The following is a 19683-nucleotide window of genomic DNA, read 5'->3' on the forward strand; positions in this document are numbered from 1 at the left end:
CATGCGGCAGTTCGATGTTTTTGTATGGGGCGACAGGATGGCGCCTCCCTTCACGGACAAGGCTCTAGGGTGGTTTTCCACAGACAGATTTAACGAACAGCTTTTAGATAGCGATGCCGAATGGATCGTTTTCGCCCACAGTTCCATACAAATCGACCGCAAATTCCTGAACGACCTCGCCGAGACAATATCCTCGTTTCCTATGGTCGACGCATTCGCCCCGCGCATCCACGACACGACTACCGGGAAATTCCTTTCGGGATTCAGGTTCGACAAGCGCGCAGGGATTGCTATGCTCGAAGAAAACGCCCCGCTCCGATACGTGGCCGCGCCGCACCCCTATTTAGCAGCATTTTCGCGCCGCATCGTCCAGCGCACCGGCAGATTCGATGACGAACTCTCGACGGAAGAACAGCTTGCAGATTATTCCTTCCGCATGCTCCATGCCGGAGGATCGATGTTTTCCGTTCCCTACCTAGTCGCTTCGGGAACAGCCGCAGGAACCCCCTACGGCAACATCAACGACCTTGCCTACGCCATAGTCAAATCATTCGGACTGTGGAAATCACGGCGGTTTCTGCTGCGACATGCCGGTTGCATCCACCATTTATGGGCCAACCGCAGGGCCCTGCAAGAAAAACGCGAAAAAGCAACCCTTCTCAGTAAGCTAAGAAAAGAGAGTCTAGACAAACTTTTCTAGGAACTCGCAAACACGGCTTGCAAATTTTTCCATGGAACAGCGTTCCAGCAAGGCTTTCGCAGCCGTTTCTTCAACGACATTTTCGCCAGCAAGCACGCGGTCAAGAACTGCGGCATAAGCCTCGGCATCGGTCGGCGGATCAACAAGAGGGCATACGCCAGCAAGGTTTTCCCTGACAGCCGACGTCGCGGCCCCGACCGCAGGCGTGCCACAAGCGATTGCCTCGATAGGCGGAAGCCCGAAACCTTCCAGAAAACTCGGATAAACCATCAAGTCGGCATGGCGGTAGAACTCACGCAATTCCAAAGCTTTGAACTCGTTAAAATGGAACACGTTGTAGAGTTTCTTCTCGTTCACGATGTTCCTGAGCCGCTCCGAAAACTTGCCTACACGCACGAAGGCCACATCGGGACGAAGGCGAGCCATTTCGAAATATGTATCGATATTCTTGCGCGGCTCGTCAAGGCTCACGTTCAGGCACATGCCCTTGTAATTGCGCATCCCATGTTTTTTGCGGAACGCGGCACGTTCTTCCTGTGTCATGGGTGAATCCGGCATATTGAACAATGCGGAATCAATCGGGCAGCCGATTACCTTCCCCGGCGAATCAGCCATCTTCTTGCCAAAATACTTGGCAGCCTCGCCCCGGGTCCATTCGGAATTATAGACAAAAGAATCCGCGCAGACTGTCGGACGAATAAAGAACATGTTCAACAGCCTGAACTTGACACTGTGCGAGTAGAGCGTCTCAGCAAACGTATCGTGCACGAACATCACCGATTTAGCAGACGGGCATGCCGATTTTGCCATGGGGACCAGGAATCCGAGTTCCGGACGGATAAAGAACACGATATCCGGGGCAATTTCGCGCAACACCTTTTTCAGGGGAGAACGGAATGCAAAAAATCCCGTATAGAGCGACTTCGCCCATACCTCGTGCGCCGTAAACCCGCGAGCATCCGCGACCGACATCTTTGCCGATTTTTCCGCATTCACCTCATCCGGAAAAAACTTCGGTGTCTTGAGCCAAAGCACATGCGCATCGAACTTTCCGCATACGGCATCGAGCAAGTTCATGGTCAAACGGCCAAAACTCGTGCGTTCGTTCTTGTCGCAAATAAACACTATCTTGGGCATGCCGGGCATATATCGATAAAAATAAAAAAATTAACTGCATGGCATAAGCCCAAATAACAAAGATTGCTATATTCGGATTATGGCCAGAATCTGCGTAGTCCTTGCAACCTACAACGGCGAAAAGTATCTTTCGAAGATGCTTGATTCTCTCGTGGCGCAAAGCAGGCCGGCAGATGTCATTATCGCGGTCGATGACGGCTCAAAAGATTCGACATGTGAAATTCTTGAAAATTACAGAGATACACTCCCCCTACAAATCGAAGCGCTCCCGCAAAATACGGGCCATCGTGCCGCATTCTCGCATGCGCTCACCCTCGCCCAGAAGTTTATTACCGAAGACGACCTGATCGCTCTTGCCGACCAGGACGATGTCTGGCTCCCGCAAAAGCTCGAAGTTCTAGAGAAGAAAATCGATTCGACCAAGACCTCGCTCGTCTTTGGCGATGCCGAAGTTATCGACGGAGACGGAAACAAGATTGCCGATTCTTGGCGTGAATTCGCAAAAATCGAGAAACACATTTCTATCGAGCATCAAATCGCCGGCATCAACAACGTGACCGGCTGCATGTCGCTTTTCAGGGCTTCCCTTCTGGATGCGGTACTCCCTATTCCCGAAGGAGTCTCGGTTCACGACCGCTGGATTGCGATGATTGCCGATAAAAACGGCGGAATAGCGGCAACCGACGTTTCCGTCATCCAATACCGCATCCATGGAGCAAATGCCGTAGGCGGTGTTCCGGACAAGTCAATGCGAAAGACACTGGAAGAACGCATCCGTTGGGTAGAGACTTTGCTCACCCACAGGGAACGACTCAAACTGACCGAAGCAGAGATTCTGTTCGCAAACGAGCTGATAGATCTTTCCAGAACCCGTCTACAGAAACCGCTCGTTCTCTCGAAACTTCCTTGGATTATCCGCCACCATAGAAAGCTGTTCTTAAAAGACTCGCCCATCAAGACTTTAAAACGCGAACTGTTTTCTGCAGTAGGGCTTCCACTCGCCCATAAAATCTTTGGTAAAGACTAATGCGTATCGGGATCGACATAAAGTGCTTGCGCTACAACAATAGTGGCATCGGCCGCTATCTTACTCAGTTGCTCAATGCACTCCAGGAAATCGACTCAAAGAACGATTATTTTCTCTTTTCGCCGCAACCCATAGACTACCCCCTTACGAATCCCCGTTTCAAGGCGTGTCCGAATCCAGGCAACAGGCTCTACAAGAAACTGCCAGGAATCTTATGGCAACAGAAGGTTCTACCGCAATTGCTGGACGAAAACCTCATTGACCTTTTTTGGGGCCCAGAACAGACGATTCCCCTACGGAAAACCAGATGCAAGAAAGTTCTGACCGTACATGATTTCGTTTATCGGCGTTACCCCGAAACCATGCGCCGCTCAGTACGCTGGATCAACACCCTCATTGGGGAGAAATCTATCCGGTGCGCAGATTTCATCGCAGTCAACTCGGACTTCACCCGGCAGGAACTCCATCATTTCCTGCCAGATTTCCCGATGGAAAAAGTCAAGGTCATCGCATGCGGCATCAGCAACACGCTCCCGCCGCCACCCGCAGAAAGAAAGAAGCAGTTCCTTTTTGTCGGAAGCCTGGAACCCCGCAAGAACCTGAAGAACCTGGTTGTCGCTTTGGAAAAATTGGCAGACAAGGGAATACACGTCCCCCTGAACCTCACAGGGCCCAAAGGCTGGAACAACAGCAGCGAAAACAAACTCATCCAGAATTCAAAAATCGCAAGCGACATCCACCACCTCGGATTCGTCAGCGATGAAAGACTGCAGGAACTTTATTCAACAAGCGCTGCAGTCATATTCCCTTCTTTCTATGAAGGATTCGGCCTGCCTGTCCTAGAAGCCCTTAAATGCCGCACCCCCGTACTCACATCAAAAGATTCCGTCATGGAGAGCATCGCAAAAGGGTGCGGAATTTATTTTGACGCACATGATCCTGATTCCATTGCCGCCATCATCGAGTCCTTCCTCAATAAAGGCGAATTTGAAATTCCCTTAGACAAGGAAAAGGAGCGCATCGAGATTCTGAATCAGTACCAGTGGGAAAATTCAGCCCGATTGCTGCTACAGGCATTCGACCAGCTAGTTCCATCATGCGAGGCAGGAAAATGAAAACCGCCATCATCCTCGTCACCTACAACGGCTGGGAAATGACGCAGAACTGCCTGCGCGACCTTTCCGCACAGTTGGCAGACAAAAAAAATTATGTTGTCGCCGTAGCCGACAATGCCAGCACAGACGGAACTTCAGAAAACATCAGAAAAAATTTTCCTTCGGTCCATGTATACCCATGCGAAGGCAACCTCGGGTTCGGCAGGGCCAACAACCTTGCCATCCGCTCTCTCATTCGCGACGGCGAGAACTTTGACGCAATTTGCCTCCTGAACAACGACACGCGATTCGACAGCCAAATGATTCCGCAACTGCGAAACGCACTCGACCAGCAAATTAAAACCTGCAAATACGCCATCGTCGTTCCACGTGTCCAAAATCCCGACGGAAGCGAACAGCCCAACTACTTTGCGGGTCTCGGTCCCGAAGGAATCGGGAGCATTCCCTTCTTCACAAATGCTTTCCGCAACGAAGCACAGGCGGCAAGAATCTTGCAGGGCAAGCCTGCATACAAAGGCGGCTATGCCGAAACGCACTGGGCAAGCGGGGTCTGCTGGATGCTCGGCAGAAGCCTCTACGACGAGCTCCAGAAAGAGGGCGAATTCTTCGACGAGCGGATTTTCATGTATTACGAAGATGCAGACCTTGCCCTACGCGCACGCAAACTGGGCGCACGATTCTTCATCTGCAACAAAGTCGAACTAACCCACCTCGGAGGCGGCTCATCCGAAGGCAACCTCAAGCGCGCCCTTCAGCACGACCGCGCCCAGCAATACGTATTCAAGAAGCATTTCGGATTCCGCGGATACCTGCTGTCGAAATCGTTCCGCTTCTGCCGAAGCCTTGTCCGCATCGCGGCAAGCTTTCCCCGCTGTCTCGGGAAGAACGGTTCGAGAAATCGCGTCTACGTCAAGCATCACTTAGCCCTCCTCAAGGAGGCTCTATGGTAACGCTTATGAAATATTTAACCCTGCTCATCCTTCTTGCAACAATATGCGCAACAGCAAGTGCGCCCCCTACGCCTGCTCACTTCACGTTTGTCGACTCCGCACGCAACTACGAAGTGAACATCCGGGCGCAACTCGTCGATTCCGTCGCCATCACGAACTTCGAGAACGCGCCAACGCACTACGACAACGAGATGTCAGTCCGCCTTTTCCTGGACGGGCATTTCACGGATGCTTTTCATTTCGAAGCCCAGGTCAACGTAAACAACGACTTCACCAACAGGGAAATCTTCGACAACTTCTACAATCCGAACGAAGGCCTCCCTTACAACAAGCAGAGCGAAAACAGGCGCACGTGGGACCAGTTCGCAGCCAAGGTCGATTACACGCTCAAACCGTTTACGCTGCTAGCCGGATTCGACTACATCGAATTCGGGCCCGCGCGCCACAACCATGTCATCCTACGCGGAGACAGGTCGTTCTACCGCCCATGGCAGGATTCTTCGAGCCGACTGTGGATTCCCGCCCCCACGCCCTACTTCGGCTACAAGTTCTCGATTGGCCCTATAGACTATACGCAATATGCAGCCAAGTTGTTCGAAGTAAAAAACAAGGGCAAGTACATGCATGCCCACAGGCTCGACATCAGCCTTCCCGCACGCATCACGCTGGGGCTTTCCGAAACCGCCATTTACGGTTCTACAACGGAACCCGCAAACACCAATCCCAATGCCGATGCCGACAGCACCGACCGCGACTTCGAATGGAATTATGTCATCCCGTTCATCATGTACAACTTCCAGGAACACATACAGGGAGACCAGGACAACATCTCCCTCGCGTTCGACCTGAGCGTCCGCACGATACCGCACTGGGAATTTTACGGCGAACTCCTCTGGGATGACATGAAAACTCCCACAAGCATGTTCGATGACAGCTGGTGGGGCAACAAGTGGGCTGCGACAATTGGCGTCGCCCGCGACAGCCTCTACATCGGCCCCGTCCGCCTCGACATGTTCTCCGAATACACGCGCATCGAGCCCTGGGTTTACACGCACCACAAGGGCGGAGGCTATACCTATGCCAGCTACTCGCAAGACCTCGGCAGCGACCTCGGACCCAACAGCCAGGAAATCCACACCGAGCTGAGCGCTTCATACAAGTTCATAACGGCGACTCTATTTGCAAGCCAGGTGGCAAAGGACACCGCATTCGGCGGAAACATCGACGACATTCATGGTCCCCAGGATGCCATAGATAAGAAGTTTCTGAACGACGAGACCACCCAGAAATACACCGAGCTTGGCGCAAGGCTTTCGCTTTCTCCTTGGGGATGGATGGATTTCCGAGCCGGATACGCCCGCTACTTCGGCGACTACAAGGGTTACCGCGCTTACGCCACCGGCACCCTGCAATGGTAGGCCACAACAAAACCTAGAACAAGGACTTGAGTTCTTCGTCGCTCTTGGCAGCAATCGCCCGCGCTTTCCATTCAGAATCAAGCAGCATTTTCGCCAACTGCGCAATCACGAGCGTATGCGCCGTGGCCGACTCCGCGGGCGAAAGCAACACGCACAAGAACTGAGCCCTTTCGTTACCTCGCGTATTCACACCGGCAAAGCCATCAGGGCAAACGGCGAACGCGGCCAGCGGCTCAGCGAGCCCTTTTACGCGCGTATGCGGCAACAGGAGTCCATCTCCCATGTAGATTCCCTGCGCAACCCGTTCGCTCAGGCTATTCCACACGGCATGCGCATCGAACGAGACTCCCGAGTGAACAAGGGCGTCATAGGCAAAACCAAGCGCTCGACTAAAAGGCTCGGAAGCAGAATATTGCTTAAAATAGAGCGGGAGCATGGTTCTCGACGCTGAAAATCTAGCCGTTCAGAGCCTTCTCGATAAACTCGATGGCCTCGGGCTCGGTCGCCTTCGCAATCTTCTTGAATTCGCCAAACAAAGTCCGAAGTTGTGCCTTTCCAGGTTCGATATACTGTTTAAACTTCTCGATGCCCTTCACCTTGCTGAGGAAGCAGTAGGCGCCCAGCGCCTGCATCACGCGCTGCAAACTCGCATGGATAAAGCTCTCCCACGCATCTTCCTTGGAATAGGCCTGCACACGCTTGTTCTGCATGCGCCAGTATTCGTAAAAGTCCTTGATCATCGAAAGAGGCAAACACACATACGGGTCCCAAAGGAGACTTGCGATATCATAGAATGCCGAACCGCGGCGCGCACCCTGGAAATCGACAAACGCAATTTCGGAATTCGGACGCACCATGATGTTCTGGCTCTGGAAGTCGCGGTGCATGAGCACCTTGGGCTGTGCATCCACAGAGACCGCCAGAAGCGAGTAGAAGTTCATCACGCTCTGCGGAATCTCGGTAATCCCGCAATGGGCCTTGAGGAAATTGTCCGTAAAATAATCCGTTTCCCACTTGAGGGCGGCAAAGTCAAACCGGCGAATCCAGAGTTCCGTGTGGCTACTGAAAATCGGCTGGCTCGCCTCCTGCCACTTCACGAGGGCATCGATGACCGTCGGGTAGATAATGCGCTCGTTGCCCGAACGCACACCCGGGCTCACCGGAGAAACCTCGTCCAACAGGTTACGCTTGCCCAAGTCCTCCTGCAGCACCTGGCACGAACTTTCATCCACGCAGTAGACGCGCGTCACCGGCAGGCCAAAATCGCGGAAGGTCTTGGAATAATCCACAAAATGCCTAAAGTCATCGTTCACTTCGGCACAGACCTGCAACACGCACGACCTGGAACCTTCGGAAATGCGGAAATACTGGCGGCCCGAGCCTGCCCCTGCAATCGAGGAAACGGTAAAATTCTCGGAATAGCCGCGAGAAAGCAGATAGTCTTTGATAACAGGAGAAATTTGCAAGGATTCGTTACTCATGATTTTTAATATAGCAAATAAAAAATTCTAGTTATCGGTCATTGGTCATTGGCTTTACGAGAACTTGATTCTCGGGTCCACGAGCGTGTAGAGGATATCGCTGAAGAGGCGGCCCACCATGGCCATGAGGCTGCTGAGGAAGATGATTCCCATGACCACGTTGTAGTCGCGGTTCACCATGGAATTGTAATACAAAAGGCCCATGCCGTCGATATCGAAGACTTTCTCGATAAGGAGAGCGCCCGCGAACATGAGCGTGCAGATTTCGGAGAGGCGGGTGGCAATCGGGATAAGCGCGTTGCGGAGCGCATGGCGAACGAGCGCCTGGTTGAAGCTCATACCTTTGGCTAAGGCAGTGCGCATGTAGTCCTTCCCCAGTTCCTCGAGCGCGGAATTCTTCATGAGGAAGGTCAGGAATGCGAACTCGCTAATCATGTAGCAGAAAATCGGAAGAATCAAGTGGTGCCCGAGGTCCACGATTTTTCCAAACAAACTAAAATCCTCGAAGTCGTCGCTCGTGAGGCCCCCCAGCGGGAAAATATCGAGGTACGACCCGCCCGCAAGGAAGATGATGAGCAGAATGCCAAGCGCATATCCCGGCATCACGTAGCCCGAGAAAATCAAGCCCGAACTGAAGGAATCAAGCTTGCTTCCGTGGTGCACCGCCTTCCAGAGCCCGAGGGGAATACATACAAGGTAACTCAGGAAGAAAGAAGTTATCCCGAAGAAGAGCGATATCGGGAAACGGCTCACGATGACGTCCCATACCGGGAGGCCGTAGGTGTAGCTCGAGCCCAGGTCAAGGTGCAGTACGTTCCAGAGCCAGGTCAGGTAGCGCTTCCAGGCGGGCTGGTCAAAACCGAAGTACGCCTGGATTTGTGCTATCTGGTCGGGCGACAAGGCCTTCGAGGCATCTACCCCGCCCTTCATGGCGGCAGCCTGCTGCGCACGCGAAATCATTTCCTCCACGGGGCCGCCCGGCAACAGCTGGATGAGAATAAAGCACACCAGCGAAATCCCGATGAGCGTCGGGATCATGAGCAGCAGACGTCGGAGGATATACGAGCGCATTTACCTCATCTTTCCGGAACGCAGCACGTCCATCATGTTGAAGGGCTTGGCGGTACCGGCGGCAATCTGCTCGGCGAGGAAGTTCACGGCATCTACAGTGCCCTCGGCGTAAATCTTACGGCCGCACACGTTGTGCTGGAACTCGAAATGCACCGTACCGTCGGCGCTGTCGAGGCTGTAGGTGTGGAAGGCGTGACCGCCGAGGTATTCCTCGGGCACGTGCATGCGTTCCATCTGTTCTTTTTCGTTGCGAACCTTCTCGATATCGTCCACGGAGAAATCGAATCCCATCTTCTGGAAATCTCCCACAACGGCCTTCGCCGTACCGCTCGTGTCGGCCTTCGTCTTCTGGTGGCTTTCCACAACGGAAAGCTTGTAGCCACTGAACGCCGTCGGGAATTCCTTCGCCAAAAATTCAATCATCATCTGGAAGGCGACAATCTGCTTGGCCATGTTCGGGGCAATCACGCTCGGGTGGTTCGCTTCGGCTACGAGTTTCGCAAGCGCCTCGCGGTCACCGCCGGTAGTGCCCATCACGAAGGGAATCTTGTGCTTCACGTAGAATGCGGCGTTGTCGTTCACGGCCGTCGGGTGCGTGTAGTCGATGCAAATGACATTCGGGTACTTCGCGAGCACTTCGCCAATACGGGCCTCGCGGTTGCTGGGCTTCAAGAGCTGGATGGTCTTCCCCGCCACCTCTGCCTCGTTTTCCACGATAATCTCACCCGTCAATGAATACGGGACAAGTTCCAAGCCGCGTGCAACGCAAGTTTCGGCCACGATACGGCCCATATTGCCCGGAATACCATTAACCATTACCTGTACAGACATAAAAACTCCTGTTTTTGGAGTGGAAAATAGAAAAAAAGCAGAATAAATCTTCTTTCCTCACGGAAAATCACCTTTTTTTGTAAACATGTGGTCTTGGCTTTACATATTTTGTAATTTAGTGTTTACGGGAAAAGGCAATTAGCAAAAACTTGTGTTTACAACATGCTGTTTTATGTTTTCACAACCGCTAGTTGTTTTTTCTTAAATATCGGATATCATGAAACTGAAGAACGATGAAGAAAAGGCCTTTGACCTGGAACTTTCTAAAATTATTAAAGCCAGAAGAAGCGAACTCAATCTCACTCAAGAATACATAAGTTTACATTCCGGCGTTACTCGAATCACCATCGGCAAGTGGGAACGCGGGGAAAAGACCCCAATCAGTTTCGACCTCTACAACGTTCTCAAAATTCTCTACAAGGACCCATCCGAATTCTGGGCCACACTGCACCAGCAATTCGAAGCCAACGCCTCCCCGATTCGTAAAGCGGCCGACAAGAAAAAATACCAAACCTACGTGGAACAGACCCGCAAGAAAAAATAACCCGACCGTTATTTTCAACCGTTCTCATCCAACCATCTTTGCAGAATAATGGCGGCGGCCAACTGGTCGATTACCGCCTTATTTTTTTGCTTCTTTTTCTTGCTGAAGTACGAAGTCTTTTCCTGCGCCTGCACGCTCGAATACGATTCGTCCTGCGTGTACACGGGCAGGCCCGGAAACCGCAGTTTCAAATCCTCGACGAACTTTTCCACAACCACGTTCTTGCCGTCGGTACGGCCATCGGGGTGATACGGCATTCCCACCACGAACGCATCAATCTTGTTCACCTTCACGAGTTCATCGAGCCGTACAAACAAGTTTGTCGTCTTCTGGTCAATGGTTTCGCGTGAAAATGCCATACGCAGCTCGGAATCGGCAAAAGCGACCCCGACGCGATGTTCTCCGTAATCTAGAGCCAAGTAGTTCATCAGGACGAAATATAAAAAAGAAGCCCGCTAAAAAACAAGAAGCCCGGCTAGAAGCCGGGCCGACTTGCCGTTCAGCGAGACCTATCTTAGAGGAGGTAGGTCAGCGAAAGCTGGATGTTCCAGGCGCTCGGCTTGTCTTCAACAGCATCGCTTACACTGTTGAAGTCGTACATGAAGCGGAGACCGACGTTCATGTCGTTGCCACCCTGGTGGAACTGCGCACCGGCACCGAGTACAAGCGATACATAAACGCCGCTGGTCTCAATGTCTTCGGCGGCGACAAGATCGCTTGCGTAGGCGTCAGTCTCGTTGCCGTAGGTATCATAGTAGTTGTACTGCGCCGAGTACATGTCAGCAAGGCAGAACGCAAGACGGAGACCGCCTTCCACGTAGAGGAAAGAAAGCGGTTCGAAACGGGCGAGCACGGGCACGTCCATGAGGATTTGCGAGATGCCCTGTTCAAATTCGTATTCGTAGCCATTGCCAAGGGAAACTCGGTCGGTGGTTTCACTGAAATAGCGGAAGATGAAGTTCACTTCGGGAGCGACAGCCAACTGCTTGTTGATGTAGTAACGGAGGGAACCGCCCACATAGCCGCCAATGGCAGAAAGATCGCCAAGACCGCCGAAGCCGACGCCGATATGGCCGCCAAGACGGAATTTCTTGTAGTCGGTATCGTCAGAAGACTTTTCCGCGGCAGGAGCGGCGGTCTCGCTTTCTTCAGCGGGTTCAGCCTGGGTGGATTCCTCTGTCGAGTAGCTGCTTTCTTCGGTTTCAGCGGGGGTTTCGCCGTAATTCTCGTCGTCGTACTGGGCGAACGAAGGAACAAAAGCAAAGCCAAGCGCTATTGCAAGTACTGTCAATTTCTTCATAGATATTCTCCTCATGAAAAGTTTGTGAATTTGTTCGTTAAAAATAACAATAGCCCGAGCAGATGTCAACAAAAAATTCAATTTCCTTTTTTTTTGCGAATTTGGGCATTTAACGGTCCCGTTTTCCAATAAGCCCCACCCCAATTTTTCTATCTTTACGACCACTATGAGCAATTTGAAGAATGATTTGTGGGTCGGCGTGGACGTAGGTTCCACCACCGTGAAGATTGCGGTCGTCGATCCCGAGACCAACAAGCTTTTGCATTACACATACCAGCGCCACAACGCCATGCAGGCGAAAAAGGTCTACGAGGTGCTGCGAGAAGCCCACGGGCTCTTCCCAGACAAAAATTTCAGGGTAGCCTTCTGCGGTAGCGGCGGCCAGCCCTTCGCCGAAGCCACGCACGCCTTCTTTGTGCAAGAAGTGGTGGCAAACGCCCTCGCCGTGCGTGCCACCTACCCCGAATCGCGCGTCGCCATCGAACTCGGCGGCCAGGACGCGAAGGTCGTATTCTTCGAAAAGGACAAGACAACCGGCAAACTCATCGCAAGCGACATGCGCATGAACGGCGTGTGTGCGGGCGGTACCGGCGCATTTATCGACCAGGTGGCCGAACTCCTCCGCATCAAGACAGAAGCCTTCGAAGGTTTCGCCAAGCGCGGCCAGAAGGTCTACGAGATTTCGGGCCGTTGCGGCGTGTTCGCGAAGACGGACATCCAGCCGATGCTCAACAACGGCATCGCCAAGGAAGACATCGCCCTTTCGAGCTTCCACGCCATCGCGAAGCAGACCATCGGTGGCCTCGCCCAGGGCATGGAAATCAAGCCGCCCGTGATTTTCGAGGGCGGCCCGCTCACGTTCAACCCGACGCTCGTACGCGCATTCAAGGAACGTCTGGGCATTAGCGACGAACAGGCAATCGTGCCGGAACACTCCGAAGTGCTCGTCGCCATGGGTGCAGCCCTCTCGCTCGGCTCCATGTTCGCGGGCCAGGAATGCCATTACCGCATGGAAGGCTCGCTCGACGCCCTGGTGCACTTCAACGAAGTCCGCCAGGCCGAAAACAAGGCGAAAGCCGCCGCCGACCTCTTCTTCAAGAACGAAGCCGAATACAAGATGTTCCTCGAGGAACACAAGATGGCCGACAACCACTACCCGCAGCCGGCCTCGGGTTCGACCATCAACGCCTACCTCGGTATCGACGCAGGTTCCACCACCACGAAGTTCGTGCTCCTGGACGAGCAGGACAACGTGATTGACGGGTTCTACGCAAGCAACGACGGCGAACCGCTCGCCGTCTTGAAGCGCGCCATGAACGAGCTCGCCGACCGCTACGAGGAATACGGCTGCAAGCTCAACATTTTGGGCGTGGGCACCACCGGCTACGGCGAACAGCTCTTCGCAAAGGCCGTCCATGCCGACTACCATACCGTGGAAACGGTCGCGCACGCGAACGCCGCCCAGCGCCTGTGCCCCGACGTAAGCTTCATCCTCGACATCGGCGGCCAGGACATGAAGGCCATCTCCGTGCAGGACGGCGTCGTCACCGGCATCATTTTGAACGAGGCCTGCTCCTCGGGTTGCGGTTCCTTTATCGAGACCTACGCCCGCAGCCTCGGAATCCCGATGGAAAAGATTGCGGAACTCGCGTTCAACGCAAAGAGCCCCTCGCAGCTCGGTTCCCGCTGTACCGTGTTCATGAACAGTTCCATCATCACTGAACAGCGCGACGGCAAGCAGCCCGAAGACATCATCGCGGGTATCTGCCGCTCCATCATCAACAACGTGTTTACGAAGGTTATCCGTATCCGTAACCTGAACACCCTCGGCAAGAAGGTCGTGGTGCAGGGCGGTACATTCAAGAACAACGCGGTCCTCCGCGCCTTCGAGCAGTACACCGGCCTCAAGCCCATCCGTCCCGAACGTCCGGGCGAAATGGGCGCTATCGGTATCGCGCTCCTCACCCGCAAGTTCATGGAAGAAAAGCGCAAGCAGAACCCAGACCTCAAGTCGAGCTTTATCGGCCTCGAGGCCATGAAGACCTTCAGCTGGCACAACCAGCCGGGCCAGCTCTGCCAGTACTGCACCAACCACTGCTCCCGCACGATTGTGACCTTCAGCGACGGCCAGAGTTTCGTGACCGGCAACCGCTGCGAACGCGGCGAAGTCACTGCCGACCCGAACGACCCGAAGACGAAGGCACTCATCGCCGAAATCAACAAGAAGATGCTCTCCGTGCCCGACATGATCAAGCGCACGAACCAGCTGTTGGTCAAGGACTACGCCCCGGCAAAGCTCGTCGAGAACACGGGAAAGACCATCGGTATCCCGCGCGTGCTCGAATTCTGGGCAAGCCTCCCCTTCTGGAAGGCGTTCTTCACGAGCCTCGGCTACACCGTCGTGGTGAGCCGCCAGAGCGACTACAAGATGTTCGAGGCGGGCCTCCACAGCGTGCCCTCTGACACGGTTTGCTTCCCGGCAAAACTCGTGCACGGCCACGTGCTCAGCCTTATCGAGAAGAAGGTCGACCGCATCTTCTTCCCGATGATGGTTGCCATCCCGAGCGACCACACCAAGTTCACGGCAACATCCGTTTGCCCGGTGGTGCAGGCCTACCCGAACGTTTGCAAAAACACCGACGAGCCCGAAAAGAATTACGGCGTTCCCATGGACCAGCCGATTTTCCACTGGTTCAACACCAAGCTCCGCAGAAGCCAGACCGTAGACTGGTTCCACGAACACTGGAAACTCGACAAGAAGCTCCTGGACAAGGCCGTGACCGAAGGCGAGAAGGCTCTCAACAGCTATCGCACGACCCTTTTGGAAGAAGGCCAGAAGATCCTTGACGACGTGCGCGCGAAGAACAGTTTTGCCGTGGTGATTGCGGGCCGCCCCTACCATGCGGACACGCTCATCAACCACAACATCGCGAGCCACTTTACCGCCATGGGCATCCCGGTGCTCACCACCGAATCGCTCCCCGGCGTGTACGACCAGGATGTGCCGAGCCACACCCGTATCGAAATCAAGAACACCTTCCACCTGCGCATGATTGGTGCCACCATGATTGCGGCGAAGGACCCGAACATCGAACTCGCGCAGATCGTGAGCTTCGGTTGCGGGCACGATTCCATCTTGACCGACGAAATGATGCGCATGCTGCACCTTGATTCCAACAAGGAAATGCTCATGCTCAAGCTCGACGAGGGCGACGCCCGCGGCCCCGTGGGCATCCGCATCAAGAGCTTCATCGAGACGGTGAAGGCACGCCGTGCGGCAAACCTCCCCGACAAGCCCGAAAGCCACGAACCGCTATACCACACTCCGTTCGTCGCCGAAGACAAGCAGCGTCGCCGTATCCTCACGCCGAACCTCTCTCCTGCATTTACCGTGCTCGCGAGCGAGTACATGAAGCGCGAAGGCTACATCGCCGAATACCTGCCCGTGGCCGACAAGGAAGCCATCGAGCTCGGCAAGAAGTTCGTGCACAACGATATCTGCTTCCCCTGCCAGGTGAACATCGGCGAAGCCCTGAAGTGGCTCGTCAATCACCCGGATGTGCCGCAGAACGCTGTCTCCATGTGCCTTGCAAAGAACTGCGAGAACTGCCGTGCCGTGCAGTACGCGGTACTCGCCCGTAAGGCCCTCGACGAGGCCGGTTTCAAGGACGTCACCATCATCACAACCGGCGTGGACTACAAAGGCATGCACCCGGGCTTCCAGCTCGGGCTCGACTTCCGCCTCCACATGCTGTGGGGCCTTGTCACGATGGATGCCATCGAGACCATGTACCGAGCCCTGCGACCCTACGAAATCAACAAGGGCGACACGCAAAAAGTCTACGACGAGTGGATGCCGAAGGTTATCGCCGTGGCAGGTCACCTCACCACCACGCAGCTGGTGCGCCCCTCCAAGCTCATCGAGGTCTTCGAGCAGTGCATCGAAGCGTTCAATGGTGTCGAGATTACCGAAGATCGCAAACGCGGAATCCGTAAGCCCCGCGTAGCGGTACTTGGCGAAATTCTCATGAACTACCACCCGAGCGCAAACGGGTTCGTAGAAGAATACCTCATGAACAACGGGATGGAAGTCTACCTCCCGGGCATGACGGACTTCTTCCGCGTCGACGAAGTCGTACGCAGCGAAAAAATCAAACGCGGATTCTCGGCGAACCCGCTCATGGACCGCGTGGAAGGCGGCGTGACGGCGAAGGTCTACACGCATGCCGTAGAAACCGCCCGCAAGTCCATGCACAAGTTCAAGCTCTACGAACACCACGCAGACTGCTACGAACTCAAGGACTACGTCACAGACATCATCGACCCGACATACAACACCGGCGAAGGATGGCTTATCCCGGGCGAAATCCTGTACAATGCGCAACATGGCGTGAACAGCTACATCATCTTGCAGCCGTTCGCCTGCCTTGCGAACCACATCAGTGGCCGCGGCCTCACCAAGGCCGTGAAAGAGCGTTGCCCGCATGTGCAAATCCTGAGCCTCGACTACGATCCGGACACGAGTTTCGCGAACATCGAGAACAGGCTTCAGATGCTCATCATCAACGCCCGCGAGTTGGAAAAAGCAAATCAGCAATGAGCTATGAGGTATGAGGACGGCACTACGTGCCTTTGAGCTATATGCAGCGACCGCCCTCAAACCTCACAACCTCAAACCTCACACCTCAAAGGGCCGCAAGGCCCGACCTGATACCTACTAATGCTCAACGTTTCCAATGTCAGTCTTCAATACGGTAGCCGCGTCCTCTTCAAGGAAGTGAACCTCTCCTTCAAGCGTGGCAACTGCTACGGAGTCATCGGTGCAAACGGCGCCGGAAAGTCCACGTTCCTGAAAATCCTTTCAGGCGAACTCGAACCCAACACCGGTGAAGTCACCAAGGACCCGGGTGAACGCATCGCCGTTCTCAAGCAGGACCACTTCGCCTACGAACAAAATACCGTCCTCGAAACAGTCATGATGGGCTTCCCCGAGCTCTACGAACTCGGCAAGAAGCGCGACGAACTCTATGCGCTCCCCGAAATGACGGAAGAACAGGGCATGCAGGCCATGGAAATCGAGACACGCTTCGGCGAAATCGGCGGTTACGAAGCCGATTCCAACGCAGCCGTGCTTCTGAAGGGCCTCGGCATTCCTGAAGATTTGCACTACAACCTGATGGCAGACCTCGACGGCGGCCAGAAAATCCGCGTCCTCCTCGCGCAGGCTTTGTTCGGCAACCCGGACATCCTCCTGCTCGACGAACCGACAAACCACCTTGACCTGGAAACCGTCGGCTGGCTCGAAGACTACCTCGAACGTTTCGAAAACATCGTAATCGTGGTGAGCCACGACCGTCACTTCCTCAATGCGGTCTGCACGCACACCTGCGATATCGACTACGGCAAGATTAACCTCTACGGCGGTAACTACGAATTCTGGTACGCAGCAAGCCAGCTCGCCCAGAAGCAGCGTAAGGACCAGAACCGCCGCGCCGAAGAAAAGATCGAAGAACTCAAGGCGTTTATCCGCCGCTTCGCCAGTAACGCCGCCAAGGCCAAGCAGGCCACCAGCCGCAAGAAGCTTTTGGACAAGATGACCGTCGAAGAAATGCCGGCATCGAGCCGCAAGTTCCCCTGGGTCAACTTCAAGATGGACCGCGAACCGGGCAAAATCGTACTCGAAGTCAAGAACGCGACCATCGACGGCGGTGACGGAATTATTTGCAAGGGACTTGACTTTAGTCTCAATAATGGGGACAAAGTAGCGCTCGTCGGCGAATACGACACGCTCAAGACCGCCTTCTTCCAGCTCATCGCCGAAGAGACCAAGGCACCCGAAGGCGTGCTCAAGTGGGGCAACACCATCAGCTACAGCTACTTCCCCAAAAACAACGACGCCTACTTCGGCACGGACCTCTCCCTGGTGGATTGGCTGCGCCAGTACAGCAAGGAACAGGACGAAACCTTCATCCGCGGGTTCCTCGGCCGCATGCTCTTCACCGGCGAAGAAGCCCTCAAGAGCGCGAACGTGCTCAGCGGTGGCGAAAAGGTGCGCTGCATGCTCAGCCGCATGATGCTCAGCAACGCGAACTGCCTCTTGCTCGACGAACCGACCGCACACCTCGACTTGGAAGCCATCACCGCCCTCAACAACGGCCTCACCGCCTTCCAGGGCCCGATTATCTTCTGCTCCCAGGACCACGAATTCGTACAGACGATCGCGAACCGCGTGCTCGAACTCACGCCGAACGGTGTACTCGACCGCAGCATCACCTTCGACGAATGGCTCGAAACCAAAAAAACAAGGAAAAAATAAAAGATTAACCCCTAAATGGCGCATTTTATCGTCATTTTTCGCACACAAATCAGCAAAAAGGCCGTTCCATAGGAAAGGCCTTTGCTTTTAACGTTTTTTTTTATATTTTGTATGCATAAACAAGGAGGAACACCATGAAAAAGTTCATTCGAAGCATCTTGATTTCTGCCGCTATTTTCGCAGCCTATGCGACCGCCGCAGAAAAAGTCTACATGCCGCCAGTCGGCACAACGAACATCCACAGCGACTACGGCATTGCAGCCCAGAAGCTCATGAAGACCTACATTGAAGACGACGGCCGCTTCATTCTCATTGAAGGAACCGTCGAAGACAGTGTCGACATCAGCAAGCCGGAAACCCTCAACAACAAGGCCGTATCCAAGGGCTGCTCCAAGATCCTCATTGCCGAATTCACCCGCCTGGGCGAAAACGTAATCCTGTCCTTCAAGCTGTACAATACCGGAAGCGAAGCCCCCATCTGGCAGGACCGCCTCAAGGCAGCAAACCCCGATGACTTCGACCCGATTATCCAGCGCGTGGCCCGCACCATCGGCACAAAGCAGAAGGCGACCAACGACCAGGATATCTATAACGTCACCCAGAACGAAACCAAGCAGCCCAAGCGCATGAAAGCGTATTCTTACTTCGGCCTGGGCCTTGGCGGCATGGTTCCGCTCTCCCCCTCCGTCGACATGGCTCCCGGTCTCAACGTATTCGGCATGTACGACACCCAGAGCTTCCTCATCGGCCTTGATGCGAACTTCTGGGGCATGAGCGACGATTCCCGCTACAACTACCTAGACTTCGCCATTTCCGCCTACTACGCCTTCGGCCGCAAGTTTATTGCTCCTTACATCGGTGGCGGTATGAACTACTCGGCCGTCGACTACAATACCGACGTTACGGTCCATTCCAAGGTCTCACGCTACGATTCTTCCATTAAAGATTACAAGACGACCGAAGAAGACACGAAGAGGAGCTACTCGGATTCAAAATCCGGCATCGGAGCTTTCGTCGGCGGCGGCGTGATGCTCAACCGCGCAAGCAACATCGTCCTCTTCGCCGAAGCCAAATACTTCGTCAACTTCTACAAGCTGGCAGAACCCAAGGATAAGATTACCGAGGAAGAATGGAACAAATACGACAGCTGGGATAGCGACAGCGATCTGCCCAGCAAGTCCCGCAAGCTCTTCCAGGGATTCATGTTCAACCTCAAACTGGGCTACGGGTTCTAATGAAGTACGCAAGCAGGTTCTTATGTGTAGCCTGCCTGGCCTCATCGCTTAGCCTTTGCGGTTGCTTCTTCAGCCAGACAAAGATCATGGCTGCAGATGGCCGCAACTACGAAGTGTACGGCAACGGAGCACTTCTTTGCGAAAGTAGCCAGGACTGCAAGATTTCACAGCGAGGAAGTCCGCACACTCTAGACTTGGAACTCGTCAAGAACGGCAAAATCGTGGGCAGCAAGTCCATCCGCCGCGAAATGACGACCGCCAGCGTGCTCTGGGGCTTCTGCACCTACTTCACTTCGCTGTATCTGTATCAGGCATACCCCGACGAAGTTTTCATTCCCATCAACTACAGGAACTACTCGGAAACAGAATCTCCGTCAGGGCAGAAGAGTTCATGGGACACTTCGCCACTCTCCGAAAGTGAAAGCGTCTGGGAAAAGGGCCCTTCGCCAAGCAATAGCGAGGCAAACGCCGAACCGGCGACCGGGCCTACGGCGCCCGCCGAGCCCCCCGCCCCCTTGGTACCAAACGAATACTAAACGAAACGCAGCCCGGACAAAA

Annotated in this window: 17 protein-coding genes; 10 read left to right on the top strand and 7 right to left on the bottom strand. The window is 54.3% G+C overall.

Going from position 1 to position 19683, the window contains the following annotated elements; genetic code table 11:
- The first annotated feature begins 1 nt into the window (after position 1).
- Entirely contained in the window at positions 2 to 700 is a 699-nt protein-coding gene (locus B4B27_RS11635; protein WP_290726675.1) for a hypothetical protein, read from the top strand.
- Here B4B27_RS11635 and B4B27_RS11640 read toward each other — a convergent pair.
- A complete protein-coding gene (locus B4B27_RS11640) occupies positions 683 to 1837 on the bottom strand; it encodes a glycosyltransferase (RefSeq protein WP_290726677.1) in 1155 nt (384 codons plus the stop codon). The two genes, B4B27_RS11635 and B4B27_RS11640, sit on opposite strands and share 18 nt — an antisense overlap.
- Positions 1838 to 1916: 79 nt before the next feature.
- Between B4B27_RS11640 and B4B27_RS11645 the strand changes: the two genes are divergently transcribed.
- From B4B27_RS11645 to B4B27_RS11660, 4 genes are read left to right on the top strand one after another with little or no spacing between them, the layout of a single operon-like run.
- Complete coding sequence (locus B4B27_RS11645) at positions 1917 to 2864, top strand: glycosyltransferase (protein WP_290726679.1); 948 nt, start codon at positions 1917 to 1919, stop codon at positions 2862 to 2864.
- Positions 2864 to 3979, top strand: coding sequence for a glycosyltransferase family 4 protein (locus B4B27_RS11650; protein ID WP_290726681.1), 1116 nt, complete (start codon positions 2864 to 2866; stop codon positions 3977 to 3979). The genes B4B27_RS11645 and B4B27_RS11650 overlap by 1 nt, the downstream gene beginning before the upstream one ends.
- The gene (locus B4B27_RS11655) at positions 3976 to 4929 is read left to right on the top strand and encodes a glycosyltransferase family 2 protein (protein WP_290726683.1); all 954 of its coding nucleotides are present in this window, start codon (positions 3976 to 3978) and stop codon (positions 4927 to 4929) included. Before B4B27_RS11650 ends, B4B27_RS11655 begins: the two co-directional genes overlap by 4 nt.
- A complete protein-coding gene (locus B4B27_RS11660) occupies positions 4923 to 6347 on the top strand; it encodes a hypothetical protein (protein WP_290726685.1) in 1425 nt (474 codons plus the stop codon). Before B4B27_RS11655 ends, B4B27_RS11660 begins: the two co-directional genes overlap by 7 nt.
- Before the next feature lie 13 nt (positions 6348 to 6360).
- On the opposite strand, the gene B4B27_RS11665 is transcribed toward B4B27_RS11660, so the two are convergent.
- From B4B27_RS11665 to dapB, 4 genes are read right to left on the bottom strand one after another with little or no spacing between them, the layout of a single operon-like run.
- Positions 6361 to 6783, bottom strand: coding sequence for a PTS sugar transporter subunit IIA (locus B4B27_RS11665; protein WP_290726687.1), 423 nt, complete (start codon positions 6781 to 6783; stop codon positions 6361 to 6363).
- A gap of 19 nt (positions 6784 to 6802) precedes the next feature.
- Positions 6803 to 7828 (bottom strand): aminoglycoside phosphotransferase family protein, encoded by a 1026-nt coding sequence (locus tag B4B27_RS11670; protein WP_290726689.1) that lies wholly within the window; start codon positions 7826 to 7828, stop codon positions 6803 to 6805.
- Between the two features lie 54 nt (positions 7829 to 7882).
- Positions 7883 to 8899: an ABC transporter permease subunit gene (locus B4B27_RS11675; RefSeq protein WP_290726691.1), complete on the bottom strand. Its 1017-nt coding sequence runs from the start codon at positions 8897 to 8899 to the stop codon at positions 7883 to 7885.
- Positions 8900 to 9730, bottom strand: coding sequence for a dihydrodipicolinate reductase (gene dapB / locus B4B27_RS11680; RefSeq protein ID WP_290726693.1), 831 nt, complete (start codon positions 9728 to 9730; stop codon positions 8900 to 8902).
- A 217-nt stretch (positions 9731 to 9947) separates the two neighbouring features.
- Between dapB and B4B27_RS11685 the strand changes: the two genes are divergently transcribed.
- A complete protein-coding gene (locus B4B27_RS11685) occupies positions 9948 to 10274 on the top strand; it encodes a helix-turn-helix domain-containing protein (protein ID WP_173380749.1) in 327 nt (108 codons plus the stop codon).
- A gap of 14 nt (positions 10275 to 10288) precedes the next feature.
- Here the strand turns inward: B4B27_RS11685 and ruvX are convergent, their stop codons facing one another.
- Positions 10289 to 10702 carry a Holliday junction resolvase RuvX gene (ruvX, locus tag B4B27_RS11690; RefSeq protein ID WP_173305466.1) on the bottom strand — a complete coding sequence of 138 codons (414 nt, stop codon included), beginning with the start codon at positions 10700 to 10702 and terminating at the stop codon, positions 10289 to 10291.
- Positions 10703 to 10788: 86 nt separating this feature from the next.
- A complete protein-coding gene (locus B4B27_RS11695) occupies positions 10789 to 11574 on the bottom strand; it encodes an outer membrane beta-barrel protein (RefSeq protein ID WP_290726697.1) in 786 nt (261 codons plus the stop codon).
- 166 nt (positions 11575 to 11740) lie between these two features.
- Here B4B27_RS11695 and B4B27_RS11700 point away from each other — a divergent pair, with 166 nt between their 5' ends.
- The 4 genes from B4B27_RS11700 (at position 11741) to B4B27_RS11715 (ending at position 19661) form a co-directional block, all read left to right on the top strand.
- Positions 11741 to 16174: an acyl-CoA dehydratase activase gene (locus B4B27_RS11700; protein ID WP_290726699.1), complete on the top strand. Its 4434-nt coding sequence runs from the start codon at positions 11741 to 11743 to the stop codon at positions 16172 to 16174.
- Between the two features lie 120 nt (positions 16175 to 16294).
- Positions 16295 to 17890: an ABC-F family ATP-binding cassette domain-containing protein gene (locus B4B27_RS11705; RefSeq protein ID WP_290726701.1), complete on the top strand. Its 1596-nt coding sequence runs from the start codon at positions 16295 to 16297 to the stop codon at positions 17888 to 17890.
- A gap of 134 nt (positions 17891 to 18024) precedes the next feature.
- Positions 18025 to 19125 (top strand): outer membrane protein, encoded by a 1101-nt coding sequence (locus tag B4B27_RS11710; protein ID WP_290726703.1) that lies wholly within the window; start codon positions 18025 to 18027, stop codon positions 19123 to 19125.
- A complete protein-coding gene (locus B4B27_RS11715) occupies positions 19125 to 19661 on the top strand; it encodes a hypothetical protein (protein ID WP_290726705.1) in 537 nt (178 codons plus the stop codon). Before B4B27_RS11710 ends, B4B27_RS11715 begins: the two co-directional genes overlap by 1 nt.
- Positions 19662 to 19683: the final 22 nt, after the last annotated feature.

It is taken from the genome of Fibrobacter sp. UBA2449 (genome assembly GCF_002342555.1).
Lineage (GTDB): Bacteria > Fibrobacterota > Fibrobacteria > Fibrobacterales > Fibrobacteraceae > Fibrobacter.

Excerpts from the sequence above, each read along its gene's own strand:
- B4B27_RS11635 (WP_290726675.1), top strand. The coding sequence starts at position 2 with ATGCGGCAGTTCGATGTTTTTGTATGGGGCGACAGGATGGCGCCTCCC.
- B4B27_RS11640 (WP_290726677.1), bottom strand. The coding sequence starts at position 1,837 with ATGCCCAAGATAGTGTTTATTTGCGACAAGAACGAACGCACGAGTTTT.
- B4B27_RS11645 (WP_290726679.1), top strand. The coding sequence starts at position 1,917 with ATGGCCAGAATCTGCGTAGTCCTTGCAACCTACAACGGCGAAAAGTAT.
- B4B27_RS11650 (WP_290726681.1), top strand. The coding sequence starts at position 2,864 with ATGCGTATCGGGATCGACATAAAGTGCTTGCGCTACAACAATAGTGGC.
- B4B27_RS11655 (WP_290726683.1), top strand. The coding sequence starts at position 3,976 with ATGAAAACCGCCATCATCCTCGTCACCTACAACGGCTGGGAAATGACG.
- B4B27_RS11660 (WP_290726685.1), top strand. The coding sequence starts at position 4,923 with ATGGTAACGCTTATGAAATATTTAACCCTGCTCATCCTTCTTGCAACA.
- B4B27_RS11665 (WP_290726687.1), bottom strand. The coding sequence starts at position 6,783 with ATGCTCCCGCTCTATTTTAAGCAATATTCTGCTTCCGAGCCTTTTAGT.
- B4B27_RS11670 (WP_290726689.1), bottom strand. The coding sequence starts at position 7,828 with ATGAGTAACGAATCCTTGCAAATTTCTCCTGTTATCAAAGACTATCTG.
- B4B27_RS11675 (WP_290726691.1), bottom strand. The coding sequence starts at position 8,899 with ATGCGCTCGTATATCCTCCGACGTCTGCTGCTCATGATCCCGACGCTC.
- dapB (WP_290726693.1), bottom strand. The coding sequence starts at position 9,730 with ATGTCTGTACAGGTAATGGTTAATGGTATTCCGGGCAATATGGGCCGT.
- B4B27_RS11685 (WP_173380749.1), top strand. The coding sequence starts at position 9,948 with ATGAAACTGAAGAACGATGAAGAAAAGGCCTTTGACCTGGAACTTTCT.
- ruvX (WP_173305466.1), bottom strand. The coding sequence starts at position 10,702 with ATGAACTACTTGGCTCTAGATTACGGAGAACATCGCGTCGGGGTCGCT.
- B4B27_RS11695 (WP_290726697.1), bottom strand. The coding sequence starts at position 11,574 with ATGAAGAAATTGACAGTACTTGCAATAGCGCTTGGCTTTGCTTTTGTT.
- B4B27_RS11700 (WP_290726699.1), top strand. The coding sequence starts at position 11,741 with ATGAGCAATTTGAAGAATGATTTGTGGGTCGGCGTGGACGTAGGTTCC.
- B4B27_RS11705 (WP_290726701.1), top strand. The coding sequence starts at position 16,295 with ATGCTCAACGTTTCCAATGTCAGTCTTCAATACGGTAGCCGCGTCCTC.
- B4B27_RS11710 (WP_290726703.1), top strand. The coding sequence starts at position 18,025 with ATGAAAAAGTTCATTCGAAGCATCTTGATTTCTGCCGCTATTTTCGCA.
- B4B27_RS11715 (WP_290726705.1), top strand. The coding sequence starts at position 19,125 with ATGAAGTACGCAAGCAGGTTCTTATGTGTAGCCTGCCTGGCCTCATCG.